Source organism: Amycolatopsis lurida, assembly GCF_900105055.1.
Lineage (GTDB): Bacteria > Actinomycetota > Actinomycetes > Mycobacteriales > Pseudonocardiaceae > Amycolatopsis > Amycolatopsis lurida.
In genome coordinates this window covers 2,077,501-2,102,556 of record NZ_FNTA01000004.1, presented here as the reverse complement: position 1 = coordinate 2,102,556, position 25,056 = coordinate 2,077,501, and the positions used below count along the sequence as shown (strand labels likewise).

19 protein-coding genes (1 of these 19 only partly in view) are annotated in these 25,056 nt (G+C 69.2%); 9 read left to right on the top strand and 10 right to left on the bottom strand.

Going from position 1 to position 25,056, the window contains the following annotated elements:
* The first annotated feature begins 59 nt into the window (after positions 1–59).
* From BLW75_RS14945 to BLW75_RS14935, 3 genes are all read left to right on the top strand, one after another.
* Positions 60–2,414, top strand: a complete 2,355-nt coding sequence (locus tag BLW75_RS14945; protein WP_034312728.1) for a hypothetical protein — start codon at positions 60–62, stop codon at positions 2,412–2,414.
* Positions 2,411–3,313, top strand: coding sequence for a sortase (locus BLW75_RS14940; protein ID WP_091597626.1), 903 nt, complete (start codon positions 2,411–2,413; stop codon positions 3,311–3,313). The genes BLW75_RS14945 and BLW75_RS14940 overlap by 4 nt, the downstream gene beginning before the upstream one ends.
* A 196-nt stretch (positions 3,314–3,509) precedes the next feature.
* On the top strand, positions 3,510–5,402 hold the full coding sequence (locus BLW75_RS14935) for a S8 family peptidase (protein ID WP_034312726.1): 1,893 nt from the start codon (positions 3,510–3,512) through the stop codon (positions 5,400–5,402).
* A gap of 81 nt (positions 5,403–5,483) precedes the next feature.
* On the opposite strand, the gene BLW75_RS14930 is transcribed toward BLW75_RS14935, so the two are convergent.
* Both BLW75_RS14930 and BLW75_RS14925 read right to left on the bottom strand, forming a co-directional pair.
* A complete protein-coding gene (locus BLW75_RS14930) occupies positions 5,484–6,575 on the bottom strand; it encodes a substrate-binding domain-containing protein (protein WP_034312723.1) in 1,092 nt (363 codons plus the stop codon).
* 156 nt (positions 6,576–6,731) lie between these two features.
* On the bottom strand, positions 6,732–7,139 hold the full coding sequence (locus tag BLW75_RS14925; protein WP_034312721.1) for a YegP family protein: 408 nt from the start codon (positions 7,137–7,139) through the stop codon (positions 6,732–6,734).
* Positions 7,140–7,360: 221 nt separating this feature from the next.
* Here BLW75_RS14925 and BLW75_RS14920 point away from each other — a divergent pair, with 221 nt between their 5' ends.
* On the top strand, positions 7,361–8,101 hold the full coding sequence (locus BLW75_RS14920) for an SDR family oxidoreductase (RefSeq protein ID WP_034312719.1): 741 nt from the start codon (positions 7,361–7,363) through the stop codon (positions 8,099–8,101).
* A 112-nt stretch (positions 8,102–8,213) separates the two neighbouring features.
* Here BLW75_RS14920 and BLW75_RS14915 read toward each other — a convergent pair whose 3' ends face one another.
* Positions 8,214–9,248: an SDR family oxidoreductase gene (locus BLW75_RS14915; protein WP_034312717.1), complete on the bottom strand. Its 1,035-nt coding sequence runs from the start codon at positions 9,246–9,248 to the stop codon at positions 8,214–8,216.
* Between the two features lie 71 nt (positions 9,249–9,319).
* On the opposite strand from BLW75_RS14915, the gene BLW75_RS14910 reads away from it, so the two are divergent.
* On the top strand, positions 9,320–10,219 hold the full coding sequence (locus tag BLW75_RS14910; protein WP_034312715.1) for a LysR family transcriptional regulator: 900 nt from the start codon (positions 9,320–9,322) through the stop codon (positions 10,217–10,219).
* Here BLW75_RS14910 and BLW75_RS14905 read toward each other — a convergent pair.
* Positions 10,199–11,641: an ABC transporter substrate-binding protein gene (locus tag BLW75_RS14905; protein ID WP_091597623.1), complete on the bottom strand. Its 1,443-nt coding sequence runs from the start codon at positions 11,639–11,641 to the stop codon at positions 10,199–10,201. The two genes, BLW75_RS14910 and BLW75_RS14905, sit on opposite strands and share 21 nt — an antisense overlap.
* Before the next feature lie 100 nt (positions 11,642–11,741).
* Between BLW75_RS14905 and BLW75_RS14900 the strand changes: the two genes are divergently transcribed.
* The 3 genes from BLW75_RS14900 to BLW75_RS14890 all read left to right on the top strand — a co-directional run bounded on the left by BLW75_RS14900 (position 11,742) and on the right by BLW75_RS14890 (position 14,672).
* Positions 11,742–13,079 (top strand): LVIVD repeat-containing protein, encoded by a 1,338-nt coding sequence (locus BLW75_RS14900; protein ID WP_034312713.1) that lies wholly within the window; start codon positions 11,742–11,744, stop codon positions 13,077–13,079.
* A 15-nt stretch (positions 13,080–13,094) separates the two neighbouring features.
* Positions 13,095–13,532, top strand: coding sequence for a hypothetical protein (locus BLW75_RS14895; protein WP_034312711.1), 438 nt, complete (start codon positions 13,095–13,097; stop codon positions 13,530–13,532).
* Between the two features lie 66 nt (positions 13,533–13,598).
* Positions 13,599–14,672 (top strand): hypothetical protein, encoded by a 1,074-nt coding sequence (locus BLW75_RS14890; protein WP_034312709.1) that lies wholly within the window; start codon positions 13,599–13,601, stop codon positions 14,670–14,672.
* Here BLW75_RS14890 and BLW75_RS14885 read toward each other — a convergent pair.
* The 6 genes from BLW75_RS14885 to BLW75_RS14860 form a co-directional block, all read right to left on the bottom strand.
* Complete coding sequence (locus BLW75_RS14885) at positions 14,638–16,107, bottom strand: sensor histidine kinase (protein ID WP_034312706.1); 1,470 nt, start codon at positions 16,105–16,107, stop codon at positions 14,638–14,640. The two genes, BLW75_RS14890 and BLW75_RS14885, sit on opposite strands and share 35 nt — an antisense overlap.
* Positions 16,104–16,793, bottom strand: coding sequence for a response regulator transcription factor (locus tag BLW75_RS14880; RefSeq protein WP_034312704.1), 690 nt, complete (start codon positions 16,791–16,793; stop codon positions 16,104–16,106). Before BLW75_RS14880 ends, BLW75_RS14885 begins: the two co-directional genes overlap by 4 nt.
* Positions 16,794–17,004: 211 nt before the next feature.
* Positions 17,005–18,783, bottom strand: a complete 1,779-nt coding sequence (locus BLW75_RS14875) for a choline/carnitine O-acyltransferase (RefSeq protein WP_034312701.1) — start codon at positions 18,781–18,783, stop codon at positions 17,005–17,007.
* Positions 18,780–19,628 (bottom strand): class I SAM-dependent methyltransferase, encoded by an 849-nt coding sequence (locus BLW75_RS14870; protein WP_034312698.1) that lies wholly within the window; start codon positions 19,626–19,628, stop codon positions 18,780–18,782. Before BLW75_RS14870 ends, BLW75_RS14875 begins: the two co-directional genes overlap by 4 nt.
* 155 nt (positions 19,629–19,783) lie before the next feature.
* Positions 19,784–20,635 carry a HalD/BesD family halogenase gene (locus tag BLW75_RS14865; protein WP_034312696.1) on the bottom strand — a complete coding sequence of 284 codons (852 nt, stop codon included), beginning with the start codon at positions 20,633–20,635 and terminating at the stop codon, positions 19,784–19,786.
* A gap of 150 nt (positions 20,636–20,785) precedes the next feature.
* Entirely contained in the window at positions 20,786–23,341 is a 2,556-nt protein-coding gene (locus BLW75_RS14860; RefSeq protein WP_241783631.1) for a bifunctional FO biosynthesis protein CofGH, read from the bottom strand.
* Between the two features lie 185 nt (positions 23,342–23,526).
* Here BLW75_RS14860 and BLW75_RS14855 point away from each other — a divergent pair, with 185 nt between their 5' ends.
* Positions 23,527–25,056 carry the 5' portion of an IS1634 family transposase gene (locus BLW75_RS14855; RefSeq protein WP_034312691.1) on the top strand. Its footprint extends 69 nt past the window's final position, so 1,530 of the gene's 1,599 nt are visible here — the first part of the coding sequence; it begins with the start codon at positions 23,527–23,529; its stop codon lies off the right edge, out of view.

Sequence of the window (25,056 nt, the reverse complement as noted above, 5' to 3'; positions counted from 1 at the left end):
CGCGGCTCGTGATCGAGTCCCGCTCGCCGCCGTATGCCCGCGCACCTTGGGAGTCGTCCGTGTTCTTCGTCCGTGCGAGACAAGTCGGGATCTTGCTGATCTGCGGGGTGCTGATGGTCACGGGGGTGTCCGTCCCCGCGGCGCAGGCGCAAGCGCCGGCGAACCCGCCGTACACCCTCAAAACCGAGCCCGCCGATCTGTCGGCGGCCCGGAACGGCGAACCGGTGCGGATCACGGTGTCGGGATTGGCGAGCGGTGCCCAGGCGTCCCTGAAAGTCTGCCCCAAGGTCCTGCCGGACAATTTGATCAAGGTCGCGGGAAAACCGCCGTGGCTGCGGGACAGTTCCGTCAGCGCGCGGGTCAATGCCTACTGCGGAGGGTTGAAAGACGAGTTCATCGCGAACGCGGCGCATATGGACAGCGCCACGGGCCGCCGGAGCAGCAGGACCGGCGACATCGTCATCGACACTCAGATCCCGCTCGGCTCCTCCACCCCGAAACCGATCATCTGGGACCCGCTGTACACCACCTTCACCAAGAACGCCGAAGGTCAGGCGGACAAGCCGCCCACGGTTTCCTGGGCCGCCAATCCCGATGTCGTCGATCCGGCGACCGGTGCGAAGACCCGCAACAAGTATTCGTTCCGGTGCGATGAGAACAATCCCTGTTCGGTCGCGGTCACGATCACCGCGAAGAACGCGGACGGCGCGTTCGTGACCTGGATCGACAGCTCGATCGCGTTCACCCCGTCGCAGCAGGCGATCGGCGTCGAAGGCTGTAAGGGCGCCGGTCAGAACACCCTCAACGCCAGCATGCCGGAGCGGCTGGGCCGTGCCGCGGTCGCCTGGAACCAAGCGCTCTGCGCGCCCACCCAGGCCGAGCAGCCGTCGAACATCGTGAGCGAGACGGAGGACGCCGGCCTGACCGCGTTCGACAAGGGCGACTCGGATCTGGTGATCACCGGCAGCGGGAACGCGCTCGCCACCCAGACCGTCCGGGAGCGGCAGTACATCCCGGTCGGGATCAACGCGGCGGTGGTGGCCGCGGTCGGCTGGTCGCCGACCGACAGCGACGACAACGGGAGCTCGCTCAACGCGAAGTTCACCGGCACCCTGCGGTTCACCCACGACGAGGTGGCGAACATGGTCACCAAGGGGGGACAGCAACCCGATCTGGACGGCCGGGGCGGCATTTTCCGGAACGGTACCCCGCTGGTCGGCCGCAATCCGGCGCTCGCCGCCGTCACGAGAGAGAACGAGGCGAACGCGGCCAGCGCCAGGGCCGGCGCCGAGAGCCTGGATTTCTTCGGGGTGACCGGGGAATCCGGACCGGGCACCGTTCCGCTCGCGTTGAGCAAGGTCCTCGCCGGGGCGGCGCCGTCGGCCTGGGTGTTCCCGAAGAAGGGCACGGAGTACTTCGGTGAGCTGGATGGGAAGTCGCCGGGGGTGATCTCCGATCTCAACGCGCTCGACCCCGGTGCCCGCTCGCTGCACAACGTCGACGCGAAAACCGGTCAGCTCGCCGTGCGCAAGACCGTGCAGAACGGTGTCGTGGGAACGGGATTCGTCTGCACCGGCGGCTGCATGAGCTGGGTCGTCACCGATCTCGCGACGGCGAGGGCCTACGGCTGGGCGCCGGTCGCGCTTCCGGACGGCAAGGGGAACTTCGTCGCGCCGACCAAGGAAAGCCTGCAGCTGGCGGCCGATTCGATGGAGGTCGGCGCGGACGGGACGGCGCAGCCGGGCACCGTGACCAAGGACGGCGCGTACCCGCTGACCTTCGTGGAGTATCTGGCGGCGCCGGTCAATCCGTTGATCGACGCGACCTGCAAGCCGATGACCGAGAAACAGGCACAGCTGAAGGCGGTCGCCGAATTGGCGAGCGGCTACGGCCAGTCGCTGCTCCCGCCGGGAATGACCCCGTTGAGCCCTGGCTTGGCGGCCACCGTTCCCGCGAGAGTGGCCAAGATCGGCACCGGGACGGTCCAAGAAGCCTGTCAGGAAAGGGAAGAAGCGAAGAATCCGCCACCGGCGGGCGGGAACGGTGCCACGACGGCCGCCAATTCCTCGCTGACCGGCCCCACCGGGGGAACGGGTTCGCCCGCCGGGACTTCGGCGACGGCGGCCGCCACCGGGCCCGCTCCCGCGGCCGCCCCGACCCCGGAAAGCGTGCTGGCGGCCAAGAACCTCGCCGAGTCGATCGACATCCCGAAGTTCCCGGGCGCCGGAGTGCTGGGCGCGCTCATTCCCTTGGTGGCGTTGGTGATCCTGGCGACACTCCCGTCCGCGACGGCGTACGTCGCCGCCGGACGCCCGGTGCCGAGGTGGCTGGTCGTCGCGCTGACCGAGATCGGGGCCGCGTTCGCGATGCTCTTCGGTCTCCTGCGGCGTAAATCGGCCGGAGGAGCGGCGTGAGCACCTCTGTCGAAGAGCGGCACCAGGAACCGGAAACCCGCTTCCTGAGCTTCGGTCCGGGATGGATCGGCGCTGTCCTCGCCGCCTGGCTGGTCACCACCTTGGTGGCGCTGGCGCTGGTCGTCTACGCGCTGGGGCCGATGCTCCAGGCGAGCGATCAGCGGAAGGCGCTGGGCGAGATCCGCGGCGAGATCGGCCTGGCGCTGGGTGCCAGCCAAAGCCTCTTCGGCGCCGCTCCGCCCAGCGAACCGGTGGAGTTCGGCAAGCCGGTCGCCGTGCTGGAGATCCCCGCGCTGAAACTGCAGCAGGTCGTCGTCGAAGGCGCGTCGAGCGGGGAAACCGCGTCCGGGCCGGGGCACGTGCCGGGGACCGCCGGTCCCGGGCAGCCCGGCAACGCCGCGATCGTGGCGCGCAACGCGGGTTACGGCGGTCCGTTCGGATCGCTGGAGGCGCTGGAGCCCGGTGACGAAATCGTCGTCGCGACCACTCAGGGCAAATCCGTCTACCGCGTGACCGAGAAGGCCACCCGCCCGCTCGACGAGGGGGCCGACTACGGCAAGACCCAGAACGATCGGCTGACCTTGGTGACTTCGGCGTCTTGGTGGCCGCTGGCCTCGGCGGAAGCGACCGTGGTGACCGCGGCGCTGGAGGGCAGGCCGTTCCGGCCCACCCCGCAGAATGGCAAGGCGGACGCGCAGGACGGCCGGACCGGCGACGGCGACGCGTGGGCCGGGCTCGTGCTGGCCTTCGGCGGGTTCGTGGCGGCCGCGGCCGGGGCGACCTTCCTCTACCGCCGGTGGCGGCCGGTCTCCACCTACGTCATCACCGGCCCGGTGCTGCTCACCCTGGCGTCACTGGCGGCTTTGGCGCTTTGGCGGCTGTTTCCCGCGTGGGCTTAGGAGCGGAATTTCGGTCTTTTCGGACCGAAATCACTCCCACGATGTGGATCTTCGCCCGATACCGACTTTGGTCGGTGGACTCCTCACTGATAGCTCTTTAGATTCTCCCCATTACACCCGGTCAGGGTAATTCATTCGGGCGGCCGAAGGAATTCCTGTCACGGGCTGTGTTGGCCAGAATCAGGGAGAGTTTTCGATGAGCAGATTCAGCCGGGTGGTCACATGCTCGGTTCCGGTCGCGGTCGGCGCTTTGCTGCTGTCGACCGCGGTTTCCGGTGCCCAGCCGTCGGAAGAGGTGCGCACCCAGGCCGGGATCAGCGCGCTGCAGAGCATCAAGAAGAGCCTCACCCCGGCCGAGCGCAAACAGTCGAGCCAGCTCGTCGTCGAGAAGCGCCTCCGCGCCGACAAGAGCCTGGCCGGCAAGCTGCCCGAGTACCGGACCGGGCTGGGCGTCAGCGACGCCGGCACGGTCGCGGTGGACATCAAGGGCGCCGGACAGTCCCTGGTGGACGCCGTCAAGGCGGCGGGTGGCACCGTCCGCTACGCCTCACCCGCCGGTGCGATCCGCGCCGACCTCCCCCTGACCGCCGTGGACGCGATCGCCGGACGCGGTGACGTCGCCGAGGTCAAGGCCGCTTCCCAGGCCATGACCTGGAACGAATCCGCGCCGCAGGACCGGCGGCAGGCCGCGGCCAAGAAGACCGCCGCCGCGCTGCAGGTCGCCGAGGGCGACAAGGCGCACGGCAACGACACCGCCCGCACCAAGTACGGCGTCACCGGCGCGGGTCAGAAGGTCTGCGTGCTCTCGGACGGCATCAAGTCGCTCCAGGCGTCGCAGACCGCCGGCGAACTCCCCGCCGTCGACGTCCTCCCCGGCCAGGCCGGCAGCGGTGACGAGGGCACCGCGATGCTGGAGATCATCCACGACATGGCGCCCGGCGCCGCGCTCGGTTTCGCGACCGCCTTCACCAGCGAGCAGAGCTTCGCCGACAACATCCGCGCCCTGCGGACCACCGGCAAGTGCACGATCATCGTCGACGACGTCTCCTACTTCGACGAGTCGCCGTTCCAGGACGGCCCGGTCGCGCAGGCCGTCAACGACGTGACCGCGGCCGGCGCGCTCTACTTCTCCTCCGCGGGGAACTCGGGCAACCTGACCGACGGCACCAGCGGCTACTACGAAGGCGACTTCCGCGGCTCCAGCAGCAAGATCTCCGGGGTCACCGGGACGCCGCACGACTTCGACCCGAGCGCCACGACCCAGCTGTACAACGCGCTTTCGCCGAACTCGGTCGGCCGCTACGTCACCCTGTTCTGGTCCGACCCGTGGGGCAAGGCCACCAGCGACTACGACCTGTTCGTCCTGAACTCCTCCGGCGCGGTCGTCGCCTCCAGTGAGGGCGCGCAGAACGGCACCCAGAACCCGTACGAGATCGCCCAGGTTCCGGCCAGCGGCTCGGGCTTCAAGGTCGCCGTGGTCAAGTACAGCGGCTCCGACCGGTTCATCGCGCTCAACGTGATCCGCGGCCGCTTCGTCCCCTCCGGTGACCTGAAAGCCTTCAGCACCAACGGTGTCACCTCCGGCCACTCGGCCGCCGTCAACGCCTTCAGCGTCGCGGCCGCTCCCGCCGCCGGCGCCTTCGGCCGTGCGCTCGAAGCCGGTGATCCGGCGAACCCGGCAGGCCCGTACCCGGGTCTGTTCACCGCCGCCAGCAAGTGGGAACGGTTCACTTCGGACGGTCGCCGTCACCAGTTCTACCACCCGGACGGTTCGGTGATCACCCCCGGCAACGTGTCCTCGACCGGTGGCGCGACGCGCAACAAGCCGGACATCACCGCGGCCGACGGCGTCGCGACCTCGGTGAGCGGCTTCCAGCCGTTCTTCGGGACTTCGGCCGCCGCGCCGAGTGCCGCCGCCATCGCCGCGCTGCTGAAGCAGGGCAAGCCGGCCGCGACCCAGGCGGAGATCCGGAACGCGCTCGTGTCCACCGCGATCGACCTCGGCGCCCCGGGCTTCGACCCGGTCACCGGCGCGGGCGTGATCATGACCGGCCCGGCGCTCGCCGCACTGGGCGTCGCTCCGAAGTAGCCGCAGTAGTCCCATCGCACGTGAAGGCCCCCTTCCCTCGGCTCAGCCGAGGGAAGGGGGCCTTCACGCGCTAGGAGGGGGTCAGGACTTGACGCAGGACAGGCCGTTCGGGCCCGAGACGGTCAGGAAGCCGTACCGCTTGATGGTGGTGGCGAGCTGGCCACCGCACAACGGGCTGGCGGTCGCGGCCGTGTCACCGGCGGCGAAGCCGACGGCGCGCTGGGCCTGGTCGTAGCTCGGCGTGCGGGTGTCGAGCACGTGGTAGACGCTGCGCGAACCCAGGAACGCCGTGGTGAAGGCCGGGGTGTAGTTGCCGGCCGAGCCGGCGACCGGGGAACCGTTGAAGCCGGCACCGGTCAGCGGGTTCACGGTGAAGCCCGCGCGTTTGTCCGCGGTCACCGCGTTGCCCTGGGCGATCCACTGCGCGATGGAGAACGGGGCGATCGCGTTGGCCCGGTCGGCGGTGGGGATGGAGCTGCCGTCGTGCTCCTGGAACCGCTTGATGGTGACCGGTTTGGTGGTGGGGTCGAAGCCGAGGACCGTGGTGGTGAAGAAGCTCAGCGTGCCGGAGCCGGTCTGGGGCAGGTAGACGACGATGGCGGCGTTGGCGCCACCGACCTGGTTCCAGTTGGTGATGGAGCCGTCGTAGATGCCGCGCAGCTGCGCCAGTGTGAGGGACAGGCCCGCGCCCGAGCCGGTCGCCGAGGACGACCAGGTGACACCGTCGGTGGCGAAGGAGTAGTACTCGAACGACGCGGGGTCGGACGAGCCACGGGGCGACGACGACCGCGCGATGTCGATCTTGCCGTCGCCCGCGTCGCCGGAGGCCTTGAGCGCGGCCTTGCCCTGGGAAGAGCCGTTCGGCGGCAGGGTGGTCGTGGTGTTGTAGACGACCTGATCGGCGTAAAGGTCACCGGGAACGGTGAAGGTACCGCCCGCGGCGAGCAGCGGCGGGATGTTGACGTGGTTGTCGGGGTCGGTGTTCCAGGCGGCGCCGTTGGCGTTGGCCAGGATCGCGCCGGTGATGTCGGCGGTGGTGTCCGAGCCCGCCGCGGCCAGGACGTCTTCGAGGCCGTTGGCCGGGGCGACCGCCGAGGCGGTGCCGGTCAGGGTGAGGCAGGCACAGGCGGCGATGGCGGTGGCGCCGAGAAACCGAGTGGTACGAGCACGCATCTTGTTGGCACTCTTTCTCTAGTCCCCAAGTCGTCACGGGATTCCGTGACTTGCCACAATCCTCGCTCCGCGACACTGTCCGGCGACGGTGCTTCGCGTTCCCGCCCGACGTCATGGTGGTTAATCTCCGGGGAACGCACTTTCCGTGAGCGGCCGTCACGGAGAACGATTCGGTGAAATACCGCCGGAATCGCGACGGTATTTCCGGCGCCAATCGGAGATGGTCTCGATCCCTTCGCCGAGTGGCGCCTCGGTGGTGGCCGAGCGGAAGCGGTCGAGCCCGCGCTGCGCCTCGATACGCCGCCCGTAGGCGTGGCTGGCGATCGCGACGACCCGGTCGTCCCGATGCAGGCGCCAGCGCCAGCGCCCGCCGCTGAGATGACTGAAATCGCTGGTCAGCTCGGAAATATGGACGCTGAGCCAGGCGATCGCGGCGAGGCATTCCTCGGCTCGCGGATAGTCGTCGGGCGCCGACCCCAGCGACACGTTGTTGCCGCCGAGCAGTCGCCATCGGATGGTCTGATCGCCGGTCTGGACCAGCTGGAAGCGCGGATTCTTCTTCACTGTCCACCACTCCGGCGACGAAGTGAACGGAGTGAATTCCCCCTGGGCACATCCGGTGAATCGCCTCGATACGGTGAAGGGGTTACCGGTTTTCGTGAAGGCGCGACGGCCGACGGGTGAACGTTTTCCGCCGACGGTCGCGCGCTAGCCTGAACGGACGCGGGTAATCGGAAAACAATCACCGAGCCGGGTCGATCCGGCACGGTCTGCGAGGAGGTTCGATGGGCAACGGCAGGACCGCGGTCGTCACCGGGGCGGGTTCCGGGCTCGGCAGGGAGATCTCCCGCGCGTTACTCGGCGCCGGGTACCGGGTCGCCCTCGCCGGCCGCCGTGCGGACGCGCTGGCCGAGACCGCCGGCGGCGACACGAACGCGCTTCCCGTGCCCACGGACGTCGCCGACCCGGATTCCGCCGCCGCGTTGTTCGAGACGGTCCGCGCGGAATGGGGACGGCTGGATCTCCTGGTGAACAACGCGGGTGTTTCGGTGGGCGGGACGGTCGACGAACTGTCCTTCGCGGACTGGAAACGCGCCGTCGACACCAACCTGACCGGGATGTTCCTGTGCGCGCAGCAGGCCGTGCGGCTGATGAAGACGCAGGACCCACGCGGCGGCCGGATCATCAACAACGGTTCGATCTCCGCGCACGCCCCGCGCCCCGCGTCCGTCGCCTACACCGCGACGAAACACGCGGTGACCGGGCTGACGAAGTCGATCTCCCTCGACGGGCGGGCCTGGAACGTCGCTTGTGGACAGATCGACATCGGCAACGCCGCCACCGAGATGACCCTGCGCATGGCCGACGGGATCCCGCAGGCCGATGGCAGCGTCAAGGCCGAGCCGACCTTCGACGCCCGGCACGTCGCGGACGCCGTGCTGTACATGGCCGGGCTGCCGCTCGACGCGAACGTCCAGTTCCTGACCGTCACGGCGACCGCGATGCCGTACATCGGACGGGGCTGAAGGGGACTTTCCCCTCATCTCACGCGGTGAGGGGCGCTTTCGCCGCGTGAGATGAGGGGAAAGTCCCCTTCGCAACTCCGCTCGGCCGGCGACCACCCGGAAGCCTCCGGCCCTACGGGATCACCTTCGCCTTCCGGAACTCGTCGAACAGCCGGAAGAACATCGCCGAGGTCTCCGCGTATTCGTGGAAACCGGCTCGCCTCGCCTTCGAGCCGTCCGCGAACATGTCGTAATCCCAGCCGAACACGAAGTCCGCGAACGCCCACGACGACGAAACGGCGCTGTAGGGCACGTCGAGGCCGTACTTCGCGGCGATGGACGTCCAGAGTTCTTCCTTGTCCGCCATGACGACGTCCAGCGACATCGGCAGCGGCGGCGCCACCTCCAGGTCGAAGTACCGCGCGATCCGCGGCCAGAGGTCGCTCCACCGGAAGAGGTCGCCGTTCGCGATGTTGTACGCCTCGTTCTCCGAACCGGTGGCCCATACGGTGGCCTTCGCCAGCAGGCCGGCGTCGGTCATTTCCAGGAGACTGTCGTACGCGCCGGGTTTGCCGGGGAACCGCAGCGGCAGGCCGAGTTCCTTCGAGATCGACGCGTAGACCGCGATGGCCAGCGCGAGGTTCATCGGGTTGCCCAGCGCGGTGCCGCCGACCACCGACGGCCGGATCGCCGACCACGTCCAGGTCTTCCCGGCCTGACGCCGTTCCAGGAACTCCTGCTGGTCCACATTGAACTCGGGCGGCATGTGCCCGGCGTCGTCCTCGCGCGCCGGGGTCTTGAACGGGCCGAGGTGGGCGCCGTAGACCTTGTAGCCCTGCATGAGGCTGATGTGGCGCAGTCCGGGCGCGGCGGGCTCGATCGCGTCGACGAGGTTCGTCAGCATCGCCAGGTTCGGCGCGACCAGTTCGGCCCAGGTCGGCTTGTCGACATAAGCCGCGTAGAACACGTGCGTGACATCGCCCAGGCCGCCGAGCTTCGCCCGGGTGTCGTCCGCGTCGAGCAGGTCGACCGCGATCTGACCGGGGCCGCCGCGCCGCGACAGGCCGATGACACGCCAGCCCGGCAGGGTCTCCAGGTGTTCGATCAGATTCTTGCCGATGACCCCGTTGGCCCCGGCGACCAGGGCGACCTTGCGTTCTTCGTTCATGTCCTCAAGCCTGGACTCCCCGCCGAGATAAGTCCAAGGCATAGATATCACCGCTCCGATAAACTCTCTTCATGACAAGCTTGCGACAGCTCGAGTACCTGGTGACCGTCGTGGACACCGGCTCCTTCACCAAGGCCGCCGAGGTGCTGCACGTGACGCAGCCCGCGCTGTCGCATCAGGTACGCGTACTGGAGAAAGGCGTCGGCGGCCCGCTGCTCGAACGGCTGCCGCGCAGCGTCCGGCTCACCCCGATGGGCCGCGCCATGCTGCCGCACGCCCGCGCCACCCTCGCCGACGCCGAACGCGCGCGGTGCGCGGCCCGGCAGGCGTCCGGACTGGAGGCCGGGGAGCTCCAGATCGCGACGGTCTATTCGGTCGGCATCGGGGTCCTGCCCGCGGCGTTGCGGGTCTGGCGCCGGGAGCGGCCGGAGGTCGACGTCCGGCTGGTGGAGTTCCGGCACGCGGACGAGCTCCGGGAGGCCATGGCCGCGGGGGAGGCCGACGTCGCGGTCGGCCCGGTGCCGCGGGGCTGGGAGGGGCCGGTCCGCGAAATCGGTGCCGAGGAGTTCGTCGTGGTCCTGCCGATCGACGGGCCGCGCGAGGACGACGGCACCGGCGTCGTCGATCTGGCGACCCTCGCCGACTGCGCGTGGGTGCACTACGCGCCGGGCAACGGCCTCGCCGACCTCGTCGACCAGGCGTGCGCCGCGGCGGGGTTCCAGCCGAGGGCCGCGGTCCGGACCGAGCAGAGCGCGGCGGCCCCGGTGCTCGCGGCGGCGGGGCTCGGTCCCGCGCTCGTCCCCGCCAACGTCTTGCCCGAAGGCTTCCACGGCCGCGTCCTGCGGCCCGAACCGCCGATCCGGCGCCCGCTCGCCGCCTACTGCCGCAGCACGCCCGACCCGCTGACCGCGGCCTTCATCGACGTCGTCGCGGGGGAGTGCACGCTCGGGTCACCGCACGGAAGCCGCTGACAGGTCCACCCCGCCGAACGTCGTCGCCTTGACGTCGCCCACCCGGTCCGCCCAGACGGCGTGCCCGTGCCCGGACCACAGCGGTACGACCGGGAGGTCCCGGAGCAGGTGGTTCTCCACCAGCCGGTAGACCTCACCGCTCTCGGTGGATTCGATCTCCTCGGCCGATTTCAGCAGGTCGGCGAACCCGTCGCTCTGATATCCGGTCGCCTTGGCGATCTCGGCCAGCACCTCCTGCGGGCTCGGCGTCATCAGGCCGACGTCGATCGCGAACGGTCCCTGTCCGGGCTCCGCGGCGAGCGGGACCCCGACCGCCGCGCTGACCTGCTCCGCGAGCGGACGCAGCCAGCTTCCCTGCGACTGTCCGAAGTGGACAGGTGCGGCCGGGAACTCCGCTTGGGTCAGCAGGGATTTCCCGGCGCCGGCGTCGAACGTGCAGGGGCGGCAGGTACTGCTGCGCTCACCCGGCGCGACGGCGGGCGGCAGCAGCGACTTCGCCGGATCCACCTGCTTGCCGAGGGCACCGGCCTCCAGCGCCGCGCGGTCGATCCCGAGCGCGAAACCGTGCCGGACGGTCGCGTCGGAGAAGTGCTGTGCGGTCAGGGGAAACCCGAGGTAGGCGACGGTGGGCAGGGCCCACATCACGTGCCGCTGCGCGAAATCGGCATGCATGGCCTCGTGGCGATCACCGGGGACGAACGTGGAGAGATCGAGCTTCCCGGCCTTGACCTCGTCGTACTGCGCCGCCGCGTCGCCGGTCTTGAGTTCGATCACGCGCGCCTTGCCCGGCGCGTCCGCCACGCGGACGAGTTTGCCGCCCGACGGCTGCCACGCGCCGTCCAGCCGGAACGGCCCGTTGCCGACGGGGCGTTGTGCGAAACCGGCCCAATCACGCGAAGCCAGTGCCGACGCGGGCAGCGGGACCAGCGCGGGCGAGGAGAGCAGAGCGGGGACCTGACCGGACGGCCGGTCGAGCACGAGCCGGATGGTCAGCGGATCCGGCGCGGTGATCTCCTTGGCCCGCAGGAGATCCTTGACCACCCGCGAAGCCTGCCACCGCTCCGCGCCGATCACCTTCCAGGTATCCACATAGGACTGAGCGGTCACCGGGGTGCCGTCGTGGAACTTCCCGCCGTCCTTGAGCTTCACCGTCCACGTGAGCCGATCGGAACTGGTGAACGATTCGGCCGCCCGAGGCGCCGTCTTGCCCGTCGCGGGGTCGTAATCGGCCAACGGCGTCCAGAGCGCGCCGGCGAGCATCCGCCCGGACTGGTCGCGGACGTCGGCGGGCAGCAGGGTCACCGGAGCGGCCAGGCCCACGCGAAGAACGTCCGGTGCGGGCGGTTCGCCGGATTCCGTGCAGCCCGCCGCGACGAGGGCGGCGGCCAGGAGCGGGACCAGAAGACGCAAGCGCATGGTCATGTCATAGCAGTCCAGCAACGACTATTGGCGGTTGTGCGGGCAAAGTGGCGATCATAAGGTGCAGGAACCAGCCTGGGAGGTTTCTGTGCGAGGAAACTGGTTGCTCCGTTCGTGCCTGGCGCTCGCCACGGTCACCGCGACCCTGATCGCCACCGGTCTGCCCGCCGCGGCCTGCGGCGAGGAGGACAAACCGGCAGGCGAGAAGGTCCGGGTCGCGGGCGCCCCCGGCGCGGTGAAGAACGTCAAGGCCGTCGGCAACGTGCCCGACGCGCAAGGCGCCATCGCCATGGGGTTCCTGCAGTACGGCAAACGTGACGTCATGGCCGTTTCCGGCGAGTTCGGCCTGAAGGTCTACGACCTCACGAAGAACCCCACCGCGCCGAAGCTGATCGGCGAGGTCAGCCTTCCCGGTCTGTGGGAGACCGAGGACACCGAGGTCGACGTCAAGCGCAAGCTCGTCTTCCTGGCGCGCGACCCGCGGGCCTATGGCGGCACCACGCAGACCGGCGAGTCCGGTATCTACATCATCGACCTGAAGAACCCGGACAAACCGGCCATCCTGAGCTACACCAAGGTGCCCGCCGGTCACACGACCAGCTGCGTCGACGACTGCCGGTACCTGTGGACCGGCGGCCCGTCCAAGGCCGCGAACCAGCCCGCGGAGTGGGGCGGCCGCCCGATCTGGGTGACCGACATCCGCGACCCGCGCAACCCCAAGACGTTCCCGAACCCGATCGAACTCGCGCGCAACGACGGCAAGACCGATTACGTGCACGACGTCCAGGTCGACGCCGAGGGCGTGGCTTGGGTGTCCGGACGGGGCGGCGTCCGCGGCTACTGGACCAACGGCTACCACCGCGACCCCGTGCAGGGGAAGGTCCGCCGCGCGACCGCGTTCGACCCGGTGCCCTACGCGGGCGGCGGGGTCGAGGAGACGGCGGCGCCGTCGAAGTTCATGCACAACAGCTTCCACCCGGCCGGGCACCGCTCGGCCGACGGCGCCGACTCGAACCGCCGGCACGGCCGCGACCTGATCTACGCCACCGAAGAGAGTTTCCTCGACGGCTGCGCCGGTGACGGCGTGCTGACGATCTCGTCGCTGAAGAACTCGTACAACGGCGAGGGCTGGCGCTCGACGCCGGAGAAGCCGTTCCGCCTCGAGTCCGTCGGCACCTGGAGCGTCGCCGGGCAGGAGGGCAGTGACCCGGCGTCGGGTGACTGCTCCGCGCACTACTTCGACATCCGCGGCAAGGTCCTCGTGCAGTCCTTCTACGCGCAGGGCACGCGGTTCCTCGACGTCAGCGACCCGACCGACCCGAAGCAGATCGCCTACTTCCGCCCGGCGGACGCCAGCGCGTGGGCGCCCTACTGGCACAAGGGTTACGTCTATGTCGCCGACAACACTCGCGGAATCGACATCCTGAAGCTCACCACCTGAGGCAGGATCTTCCCCATGCACACCATGGGGAAGATCCTGGGGAGCACGGCCGCGATCGTCCTGATCGCGGCCTGTGCCCCGGCACCGCCGAAGGAAATGGCCGTCCGCACCGATTCGGCGCCGGTCGCCGAGGACTTCCCCGATGTCGGCGAGATCGTCGAAGCGTCCTGGGTCGAGGAGCGGATGGGCGCCTCCGACGGCCGGATCGAGGCGCCCGGACCGTCAGACCTCCGGTTGTCCGCGGTCGTGAAGCTGCGTCGCGAGGCCGTGGCGAAAATGATCAGTGATCTCGAGTGCACGGCCGGGGCCCCGGACGTGCCGAACCAGCTGAAGGGGCTCCTGACGCCCGGCGTGGCGTGGCTCTCCTGCGACCTGCCCACGACCACCAAGGCGCGGACCGCTTTCGTGGTCGAGGGCTCCGAACAGGCGTTCCTGAGGTCGAGCACGATGTAGCAGAGCCGTGCGAAGCCGGTGATCAGCGGTCATGGTGGTGACATGATCCGTTTCTAGCTTGGCGCCATGACCACCTTGCTCGACCGGGCCCCGGTGCCCGTTCCCGGGAAGACCCCGCGGCGAAGCGTCACCGTGCTGTTCGGGATCGCCGTCCTCGTCGCCGGATACACCGGATTCCGGTTGCCGGGGGAGTGGGCGGCGACCCTGCAGGCCGTGTCCCTGACCGACGGTTTCCACCGGCGTTTCCTCGTCGGCACGCTCCTGAAGCCGTTCGGGCAGGACTACCTGATCTTCGCGGTCGCGAGTTTCGTGGTCCTCGGCGCGGTGCTGGCGGCCGTGGCGCTCGCCTTCTTCCAGAGCCGAACCCAAAGCCGGCGGCTGCTGATCGTCGCCTGGCTCCTTCTGCCGTGCGGTGGCTATCTGTTCCACGAGATCGGCTACTTCGACCAGGTGCTGTATCTCCTCCTGTTCGGTGCGCTGTGGGCATTGCATCGCACCAGGTTCGCGCTCGCGAGCGCGGTGATGGCGCTTTCGGTGACGGTGCACGAGATCGCGCTGCTCACCGTGCTGCCGGTGTTCGGGTTCGCCCTGCTGCGGAAGCTCCCTTTTCGGCGCGCGTGCGCACTGCTCGCTCCCGGCGCCGTGCTCGGCCTGGTGATCCTCGCGCTGCCACCCGCCGCACCCGGCGCTGTCGAAGGACTCCGCCGGTCACTGTCCACAGCGGACTTTCCCTACCGTGTCGACGCGCTGGATCTGTTCGGGCGCACGCAGGCCGAGAGCTGGCGGCTGTACTCGATCACCGCGGTGCTGCTCTATCTGCTGCCCATCGCGGTCGTGGTGATCGGCGGCTTCCTGGTCCTGCACCGGCCGACGCTCACCGCGGCGGCGCCCGTCGCCGCGATCGGGGCGCCGGTGCTGCTCGCGTTCGGCGGCTGGGACGACGCCCGCTGGGGATTCCTGCTGGTCACGAACTTCGTCCTGGTGGTGTGGCACCGGCTCGGTCACCGCGAGCTGAAGCTGTCCCAGGCAGGCGTGCTGACCGCGGTGTTCCTGATCCTCACGCACGTCCCGATGCCGTACTTCGACGGCTACGCGCCACGGTGGCTCACCCTGGTGACTCCCGTGGAAGCCGCACGGTGAAGACGGCGCCGCCGTCGTTGTGCACGGTGATCTCCCCGCCGTGGATCAGCGCGTTCTCGCGGGCGATGGACAGCCCGAGCCCGCTGCCTTCGGTCGCCTGCCGCGCGTGATCGCCGCGCACGAACCGGTCGAACAGGATCGGGCGCAACTCCTCGGGGACCCCCGGCCCGGAGTCGGCGACCCGGATCGTCACCGTGCCGGAAAGGCCTTCCAGGGACACCGTGATCGGGGTCCGGCCGTACCGTTCGGCGTTGACCAGCAGGTTGCACACGATGGTGTGGACGCGGCGCGGATCAGCGGAGACGGTCGTGTCACCGGTGCTCGTCACCTGGACGGAAGTCCCCGGCACACTCACCTCGATCGCGTCCTCGACGAGCGCGGGCAGGTCGACGAGTTCGGGGCGCAGCTCCGCGGAACCCGCGTCGAACCGCGAGATCTCCATCAGATCTTCGACCAGCCGCGCCAGCCGCCGGGCCTGCGTGCCGAGCAGCTCGGTCGCCCGGGTCCGGACCTCGGGGCTGGCGTCCTCGAGGGTGGCGACCGTGGCGACCATCGACGCGAGCGGCGTCCGCAGGTCGTGGGCGACATCGGCGACGAAGCGTTGCTGCTGGCGATCCTTGGCACGTAACTCCTCGATCGCCGTGCCGACCCGATCGGCCATCGTGTTGAACGACGCGGCGAGGTCGGCGAGTTCGTCGCGGCCCTTCACCGGAACACGCACGTCGAAGGCGCCGCCGCCCAGGTCGCGCGCGGCGGAGGCGACTCGGAGCACCGGCCGCCGGATCCGGCCCGCGGCGAAGACGGCGGCCGCCACGCCGAGGACGGTGACCCCGAGCGCGATCCACGCCAGTTTCCACCGCTGGGCCGTCAGATCCTGCTCGAACGTGGTGAGGTCGAAGAACTGCACGACCCAGTACGCGACGAAGTTCGCGCTCACCACGAGGAGCCGGTGGCCGGTCAGCGGATCGGTCGTGGTCGCCGACAGGAGTTCTTCCGGTCCCGTGGTCCGCACAAGGACCACGTCCTTGACCGTTTCCAACGCGGCTCGCCTGTCGGGCGGGTTCGCGTTTTCGGTGCCCGTCGCCCAGTCGTGGCTTTGCGACGAGGACTTGACGACTTCGGGAGGCCCTTTGAGCCCGCCGAAGTCGTTGTTGGTCGGCTGGGGATGGCTCGTGACGAGCATCCAGTCCGCCGCCGCCTTGTCCATTCCCTGGGAGAACATTTCCAAGGCCCGAGGGGCGCCCGCCATGAACTGTTCGAGGTGGGGCCAGGCCTGACCGAACATCGCCCCGAACGACGTCTTCGCCGCGGCCGTGAACCTGTCGAACGCGTCGTCCTCTTGGATTTCGGCCGCGCTGAAGGCCATCACGACCGTCGCCGTCGTGGTCACCGTCACGACCGCCGCGGTCACCCTGGCGCGGAGTCCGAACCTCATTCGCCCACCAGCCGGTAGCCGAGTCCGCGCACGGTCTTCAGCACCACGGGATTCGCCGGATCGTCCTCGATCTTCGCCCGCAGCCGCGCGACCGCCGCGTCGACGATCCGCGAGTCGCCGACGTAGCCGTAATCCCATACCCGTTTCAGCAGTGTCTGCCTGCTCAGTACCTGGTTGGGATGTTCGGCGAACTCGACGAGCAGCCGGATCTCGGTCGCGGTCAGCGCCAGTTCGGCGCCGTCACGGGTCACGCTCATCGCGGCCGCGTCGATCTCCAGCCGTCCCACCCGCAACCGGCCGGCCGACGGCCCGGGAGCGGTGACGGCGCGCCTGCCGATCGCCTTGATCCGCGCGTCGATCACCCGCGGTTCGGCGGGTTTGACCACGTAGTCGTCGGCGCCGCATTCCAGCCCGGCGACGATGTCGATCGGGTCGCCGCGGGCGGTCAGCAGGACCACCGGCAACCGGCTCCGCGCGCGGATCCGGCGGCACACTTCGAAGCCGTCCATCCCGGGCAACATGACGTCGAGGAGGACGAAATCGAGTTCGAGCCGGTCGGTGAACAGAGCCTCCAGCGCCCGCTCTCCGGTCAGGGCGGCGACGACGTCGTGCCCGAGAGCCTTCAGCGCGAGCGTGAGCGCTTCGGCCAGTGCCACGTCGTCCTCGACGAGCAGGATGCGAGCCATGGTTCCCCCAAGATCGAAAGGCTCACCGATCGTAAGGGCGCTCTGTCGCACTGGCCCGGATCCGGGGCGGAACCGTCGCAGAGCCGTGCCGTCTCGTCACAAACCCTGGGTGGCCTTCGCAACGCCTCTTGCCTGCGGGCCGAAAGCCCCCTTCACCGCATCCGACGCGGTGAAGGACGCCTTCGGCCCATCACAGACCGCGCTCACGAACTCAGGCCAGCAACTCCTGCAACTCCCGGATGGCGCCGTCCAGCTCGGTCGCGAACAGCTCCATCTCGTGTGCCACGTGTTTCGGCGTGCACAGATACAGATTCAGCGATTCCGGCAGCAGCACGTACGCGACACCGATGCACTGCGGGCTGGTCGACCCGAAGCCGAAGTACTGGATGTTCACCGACGGCGCCGAGCTGGTGCTCAGGTAGTCGTCGCGCATCTTCAGCCAGCCGGGTGACGAGTACAGCGCCGGAGAGTCCTCGACGCCGCGTCGCTTCTGGATCAGCTGCAGCTCCCACAGGTGCTGCTCCGGCGCGTCACCCGCTTGACACTCCTTCGCCCGCGTGACGTGCTTCGCGGCCGCCGCGCGGAAGGCCGCCTGACGCGTCTGCCGGTCGGCCTGCGGGTCGTCCATCACCTGGACGAACCACTGCACTTCGGGCGTCACCACCCGCATCGCTTCGGTGCGCCCGTTCTGGTACTGCCGCGTCGCGATCGACTCGTACGTCGCGCCGGTGATCCCCTTCGCCCGCTTGTGCGCGAGCTGGTACGCCATCTGCGCGAAGGCGTCCGGGGACATCCCCAGCTCCTTCGCCCGCTTCGCACCGAAGTCGGTGAAGGACACCGTCTTCGTAGCGGTCGCTTCGGCGTACTCGGCGAAGGACGCGGCAGCGGCGCGGGCGTCCTCGCGCAGCGCCTCACCCAGGACGAACTCGATGACCTCCGACGCCGGGACGCCGTCGGCGGGCGGGCGCTCCAGCCGCGTCCCGCTCAGCAGCGCGTCGGTGAACCCGAGGATCGTGGTCCCGTCCAGTTCACAGTGCTCGACGTTGATCCCGGCTGTGCCGTCCTCGAACACGATGAGCGAAACGGCCTTGTCGAACCACCGGTTCCCGCTGTCGCCGTGCAGCAGGTTGTCGCACGCCTCCTGCGTGTTCGCCGGCGTGAAGTCCTCCAGGCACAGGCAGAACAACGCCGTCTCGATGTCGTCGAGCGCGGCCGCGTTCCCGGCGGCGAGCAGCGCTTCCCGCGTCGCCGCCCACTCCGCCCTCGCCTTGGTGGTGAAATGCCCGGCGGCGGTCCTCGCGTCTTCGACGAAGTTCCCTGACTTCACGATCGTCTGCAACCCCGCGACCAGCTGATCGGGGGAGTACGGCCGCCCGTCCGGCGCGATGACGTCCATCCGGAAGGGGGTGTCGCGGTGGAAGACCACGATGTGCCGCGCCCGCGACGGCCCCGGCCAGTCCTCCCGGTACGGCGTGCGCGCGGTGTCCTGCACGGCGCCGGGAATCCGCGTCGCCGAGAAGAGATACTTGTGCTGCACCATCGACTGCGGCTGCCCGCGCAGCACGATCGGCGGCACCAGTTCCTCGTCGAGCTTCAGCTTGTAGTCCACCGCCGACGCCGCCAGTTCGGCCGCGCGCTCCAGCTGCCCCAGCGGGGATTCGGTGAACAGGAAGAAGAAGTTCGCGTTGAGCGCGATCCGATCGCGACGGCCGAGGTAGCGGTACGGCCAGAAGGTGTCGAGCCAGCTGCGGACGTCTTCCCGCTTGTCGTAGGCCTCGAGCGCGCTCTGCAGTTCGTACGCCGGGCTCCCTTCCGCGAGGAACTCGGTGACGGCGCCTTCGGTCTCCGCCAGCTCGCCGGGGGTGAGCAGCGGCGAGCACCACTCGAGAAACCGGCGGCAGGTGTCCTCCAGGCTGGGGACGGGGACCCGCGGCAGGATGTCCTCGTTGCCGAACGTGCGGGTGGACGGTTCCGGACTGCTCACGATCATCCTTGATCTCGAAGGGGAAGGGCGTTCAGCACGGAGGCGAGCTCGCCCGCCGCGCCGTTCGGCCGGGAGACGAACAGCCGCGCGTACAGCCGGCCGTCGTCTTCCAGCCCACGCGGGTCGACGCCCGCGACGGAAAGATTGTCCAAGATCTGCGACTTTTCCTCATCCGAAGCGAATCTCCGCTGCCGGAAGACGCCGTCGACCCCGGTCGTGTCGTATTCGAAGTCGGCGAGGCTCTCGGCGACCGGCCCGTAGGAGAACATCCGCAGCACGAAATGCGCCATCCACGGCCGGTTCTCCCGCGCTATCCGGACGAGGGTCTTCTCGGTGACGTAGCCGACGCAGCCGGTCGAGATGACGATGTCGACGTCGGCCAGCAGCGCGCGCTGTTCCTCTGTCGGGTCTTCGCTCTCCAGATCCGCGTGGATCGCGTCGTCGATGAAGCCGGCGGCGAGCGCGTAGTCCAGTGCGGGCGCGGAGGCGTCGAGGCCGATGAAACGGACACCGTCGCCGACGGCGAGCTTCCCGACCATCCGGCGGTCGCGCGCGATCAGTTCGTCCCGGCTGAGCGACTCGCCGTCCCGGTAGTGGTCGTACAGCTGCTCCATCGAGGTGTCACAGCGGTGCAGCGCCGCGTTGACGCCGTAGGAACAGCCGAGGTCGAGCACCGTCGGGATCTTGACGTCGGCCTCCGCGCGGTACTCGTCGATCAACTTCGCGAAGTAGGCCTTCGCCTGCTGGGGGATGGAGTAGTCCAGTCTGCGCAAGGTACCGAAGAACGCACGGGGATCGGGCTCGGTGTAGATGTGGTCGAAAGAGATCTTGCCGGTCGAATCGAAAGGCACGGCCAAGCTCCTGACTGAGTGTCTGTAGGTGAACCCGCGACCGCGATCGACGTCGGCGGGGCGCTGCCCTGCGACCGCGATAGCGGGGCCTACGGCCGGGGCGGGTTCACACCTGTGGTCACCTTCAGGTACTCCTTCAGCTCCGCCAACAGGCGCTAGTCGAGCAGCTGATCGCCCCGGACCGCCGCCGAAGCGACGTGTTCCGGCAGGACCCGGCCGAACAGCTGTCTCGTCCGTTCCGGACTGCCGATGACCCCAGGACGCTCGCTGTACGCGAAGATCGCGGAATGGCGGGCGACTGCCCCTTGAACACTACTCACCCGGTGCAGCGCGAAGCGTCCGCGAAACAGCTGAAGATCGCCAGGACGCAGAGTGAGCCGCCTGATCAAATGATCACCTTCGCCCACCAGCACGGCACGGACGTCGTCGAAGTTCTCGGCCGTTTCGGAGCGGATGTTCGGGCAGTATTCGAAGACACCGCCGTCGGCCGCGTCCTGGGTCAGCATGCTGACCGTGTACTCGTTGGTGTCGAAATGCCACGGATGCGAGCGGCCCGGTTCGATCACGTTGAGCACCAGGCCGGACAGCGGATCGGCGAGTTCGTGCAGTTCGGGGAGTTCGAAGCAGTCGGCGACGAACCGCTGGAACTCCCGGCTCGTGTACAGCTGCTGGATCACCGCGGTCACCGGGATCCGGTCACGCGCCACGAAGGCGTTGCCGCGTTCCATGATCGTGCGGCCGGGATGGTCCTCCGGCAGCGGAGTGTCGAGGGCGATGTTGTAGGCGTTGACGCGTTCGACCTTCGCGTACGCCTCCGGAGCGATCTTCGCGCCTTCGTCGCGAAGGACGTCACGCAGCTCCGGACGGATGAAGTCGGCCAGCACACTGCAGCCCGTTTCCCGCAGTTCGGCGCGGGTCCGGGAAACGATTGCGCGCCACGCGGGGCTTCCCGGTTCGGACAACGGATAGCGGGCGGTATCGGCCACCTGGACTGCGCTCGCGGTCATCGACGTCCTCTCGGCTGCCCGGAAGTGAGCCTCGGGTTTAGCACAGAAAACGCCCGTGACTCCCGCGCCTTGTGAGCGGTGCCACACGGAACGTGACGGCCCCCTTGTCCGCGTTCGTACGCGGACAAGGGGGCCGTCAGTGACTTTTCGTCAGCTGGTGACAAGCGGCAACAGCGGCCGCCGCACCGCGGTCGCGACGCCGTCGGACGCCTGGGCGGCGGCGATCCGCTCAGCCGTCGGCGTGCCGTACTCCGTGGTCCGCTGCCGCAGCGGACGGCCCAGCGGCTCGACCATCGCACGCATGTCGCTGATCGTCTTGTACGACCCGTTGGCCGCACCCGCCATCCGGCTGATCGTCTCCTCCATCAGCGTCCCGCCGATGTCGTTGACCCCGCCCTGGAGCACGGCGCGGCTGCCCTCTTCACCGAGTTTCACCCACGAACTCTGGATGTTGTCGATCATCCCGTGCAGCAGCAGCCGGGCCAGCGCGTGCACCGCGCGGTTCTCGCGCAGCGTCGTCCCCGCCCTGGCGAGCCCGGCGAGGTAGATCGGGGAACTCTGGTGGATGAACGGCAGCAGCACGAACTCGCTGAACCCGCGCCGCCCGTTGCGCTCCAGGCCTTCTCGCTGCAGTTTCGCCAGCAGCTTCAGGTGCCCGACCCAGTGCGCCGGGGTGTCGACGTGGCCGTACATCATCGTCGACGTCGTGGTGATGCCGAGTTTGTGCGCGGTGGTGACGACGTTGATCCATTCCGACGTCGGCAGCTTGCCCTTCGTCAGCACCCAGCGGACGTCGTCGTCGAGGATCTCCGCGGCCGTGCCCGGCAGCGAGTCGACACCGGCCTCCTTCGCGCGCGCCAGCCAGTCCTCGATCGAGAGGTTCGTCCGCGAAGCGCCGTTGACGACCTCCATCGGCGAGTACGAGTGCAGGTGGATGTCCGGCTGACGGCGTTTCACCTCCGCCGCCAGGTCGAAGTACGCGGTGCCCGGCAGATCCGGGTGGATGCCACCTTGCATGCAGATCTCGGTCGCGCCCGCGGCCCACGCCTCGTCGACCCGGTCGCCGACCTGCTCCAGCGAAAGCGTGTACGCGTCGGCGTCGGTGCGCCGCTGGGCGAACGCGCAGAAGCGGCAGCCGGTGTAGCAGACGTTGGTGAAGTTGATGTTCCGCGTGACGACGAAGGTGACGTCGTCGCCGTTCACCTCGCGACGCAGGTCGTCGGCGATCTTGGTGAAGGCGTCGAGCTCCGGCCCGTCGGCGTGCAGCAGCGCCAGAGCCTCGTCGTCCGAAAGCCCGGCGGGGTTCTTTTCCGCGCTTCGCAAGGCATCCCGGATATCGAGGTCGAACCGCTGCGGCGCGGTCTTGATGTTGCCCTTGATCTCGGCCCAGTCGCCGTAGACCGAGTCGAAGTCGCTGCGCCGGTCTTCCGTACGCCCGACCGTGTCGACCTCGACGTGCAGATCGGTGCGCCCGGCCTCCTTCCAGCCGCCGTCCGGCTCCTGCCACGGGATGCCGACCGGGATCGCCTCTTCGATCGCGAGCCCGGTCTCGGCGTCGGTCAGCGGCGCGAGATGCGCGTTCATCCGCGGGTCCAACCACGGCTCACCGGCCTTGACGTATTCCGGATAGATCGGCAGCCGCTCGCGCACGGTGAAGCCGAGCGCCTCGGTGCGGCGTTTGAGCTCGTCGATCTGCGGCCACGCGCGTTCGGGGTTCACGTGGTCGGGGGTCAGCGGCGAGACGCCGCCCCAGTCGTCGATACCCGCGTTCAGCATCAGTTCGTACTGCTGGCCGATCAGGTTCGGCGGTGCCTGGATGCGCATCCGCGGCCCGAGCACGAGCCGCGCGACGGCGATGGTCGCGGCGAGTTCCTCGAGATCGGCGTCCGGGGTCGCGCGCATCTTGGTGTCGGGCTTCGCGCGGAAGTTCTGGACGATGACTTCCTGGATACCGCCGTAGGTCTTCGCGACCTTGCGGATCGCGAACAGCGAGTCGGCGCGCTCCTCGAAGTTCTCCCCGATGCCGATCAGGATGCCCGTGGTGAACGGCACCGAACTGCGGCCGGCGTCCTCCAGCACCCGCAGGCGGACGTCGGGGTCCTTGTCGGGCGAGCCGTAGTGCGGGCCGCCCTTCTCCGTGTACAGCCGCTTCGCCGTCGTCTCCAGCATCATGCCCATGGACGCCGAAACCGGCTTGAGCCGCTGGAAGTCCTGCCAGCTCAGCACGCCCGGGTTGAGGTGCGGGAGGACACCCGTCTCTTCGAGAACCCGGATCGCCATCGCCCGGACGTAGGACAGCGTGTCGTCGTAGCCGTGCGCGTCGAGCCAGTCCTTCGCCGCCTTCCAGCGGTCCTCCGGACGGTCGCCGAGCGTGAACAGCGCTTCCTTGACCCCCATTTCGGCACCCTTGCGGGCGATGTCGAGCACCTCGTCGGGGGAGAGGAACGGCGATTCGACGCGACCGGGGACGGTCGCGAAGGTGCAGTAGCCGCATCGGTCCCGGCACAGCCGGGTCAGCGGGATGAACACCGAACGGCTGTAGGTGACCACGCCCGGACGGCCTGCCGCGACGAGCCCGGCGTCGCGGACCCGGGAGGCGTGCTCGGACAGCGTCTTGAGGTCGTCGCCGCGCGCCTGGAGCAGGATCGAGGCCTCGGTGATGTCGAGGGTCTTCCCGTCGCGCGCCCTGGCGAGCGCCCGGCGCATCGCCGAGGTGGTGGGGGCGTTCGCGTCTGCATCCGATGCCATTCCCGCACGCTATGGCCGGACTCGCTCCACCTGCCAGTGTGCATCCCGCCACCGCGTCACCCACGTGGGCGGGATCACTGTTTTCGCTGGTCAGCGCATGATCTCGGTTGCCCATCAGTGGGCCGGAGTGTATTACCTAAAGTGTGGCTTCGGTGATCGGCAAGAAGGTCGGCGGGCGGACGTACTACTACCTCGTCACCTCAGCGCGGGTCGACGGCGAGCCCAGGGTCGTGTCGCAGCGCTACCTCGGGACGGCCGAGGAGATCGGGCGCGCGATGGAGGGCGACGTCTCGGCCCCCGGCCAAGCGCGACACCGGACCTTCGGTGACGTCGCGGCGGTGTGGGCCACGCTGCGACGGCTCGACTTCGTGCGCCGGGTCGACGAGGCCGTCGGAGCCCAGCGCGCCGCGACCACGCTCGGGACGCATCTCGCGCTCGCTGTCCTGCACCGGGCGACAGCCCCTGAAACGCCATTAGCCGACTGGTGGCGTGACTCCGTCGCCCGGGAATTCGTCCGGGCGGACCTCCCGAATCACTGGCGCGCCCTGCACCGCCTCACGCCCGAACGGATCGCCAGGATCGAGACCGCCGTCGCCGACGCGGTGCTCTCCTGGCTGGGGAGCGGCGACGCCGCGCTCGCCGTGGACGTCCCGCAGTTCGCCACCTTCACCACGGCCGACCCTTGCCGCTGCGAACTCGCCGGGCTCGGCCTGGTGGTGACCAAGGACGGTGCGATCCCGCTGGCCTCGCACGTGTACCCGAGGGAGGAGGCGCCGCCGTTCGCCGCGCTCGCCGAGCGACTCCGCTCGCTGTACCCCGTCACGCTGGTCTTCACCGCGGGCCAAGCCGCGCAACTGGACCTCGGACGGCACTTCGTCGGCGCACTCCCGCTTTCGGAGCATCCGGAGTTGCTGTCGAAACCGCCGTCCGCGCGGAAGCCCGTCGACCCGGAGCGCTTCGCCGGGCTGACCGCTCTCGACACCAGAGCCGTGGTCGCGGGCGTGCGGCGCCGCGTGATCCTGACCCATTCGGAAACCCTGCACAACGCGCAGGCCCGCGCGTTCGGCGAGGAACTGGGCACCGCGACGCGGGAACTCTCCGGCCTCGACGCCGCACTGGCCTCAGGCGTCTACAGGGGTGACCGTGGTCAGGTGAACGCCGAAATCGCGCGGATCACGCGCGGGCGCCGCGTCGAACGGGTGCTCTCCCCTTCCCTGATGGGGACGAAGCCGGGGGAGATCCGGCTGACCTGGAAGGTCGACGACGCCGCCGTGTCGCGGTTGCACGACGAGTTCTTCGGCAAGCAGGTGCTGGTCACCGACCACGACTGGCCCGTGTCCGAAGTCGTCACCGCGTACCGGGCCCGGACCCACCTCGACTCGACGTTCCGCTGGCTCACCGGTCCTGCGGTCACCGGCCCCACCCCGCGCTGGGACTGGACCCCGCATCGGATCGCCGTGCACACACTGGTCACGGTGCTCGCGTCCACGGTCACCCACCTCATGCGGCGCGAGGCGGACCGCGCCGGGATGAACCTGTCGGTCCGCGAGCTGATGGACAGCCTCGCGGGGATAGGGGAGACGGTGCTGCGGTACCCGTCCACCGGTGGCCGCCCGCGGACGCGGCGCCTGCTGACCGAGCGAAGCCCGGAACAGCAGGCGCTCTTCGACCTC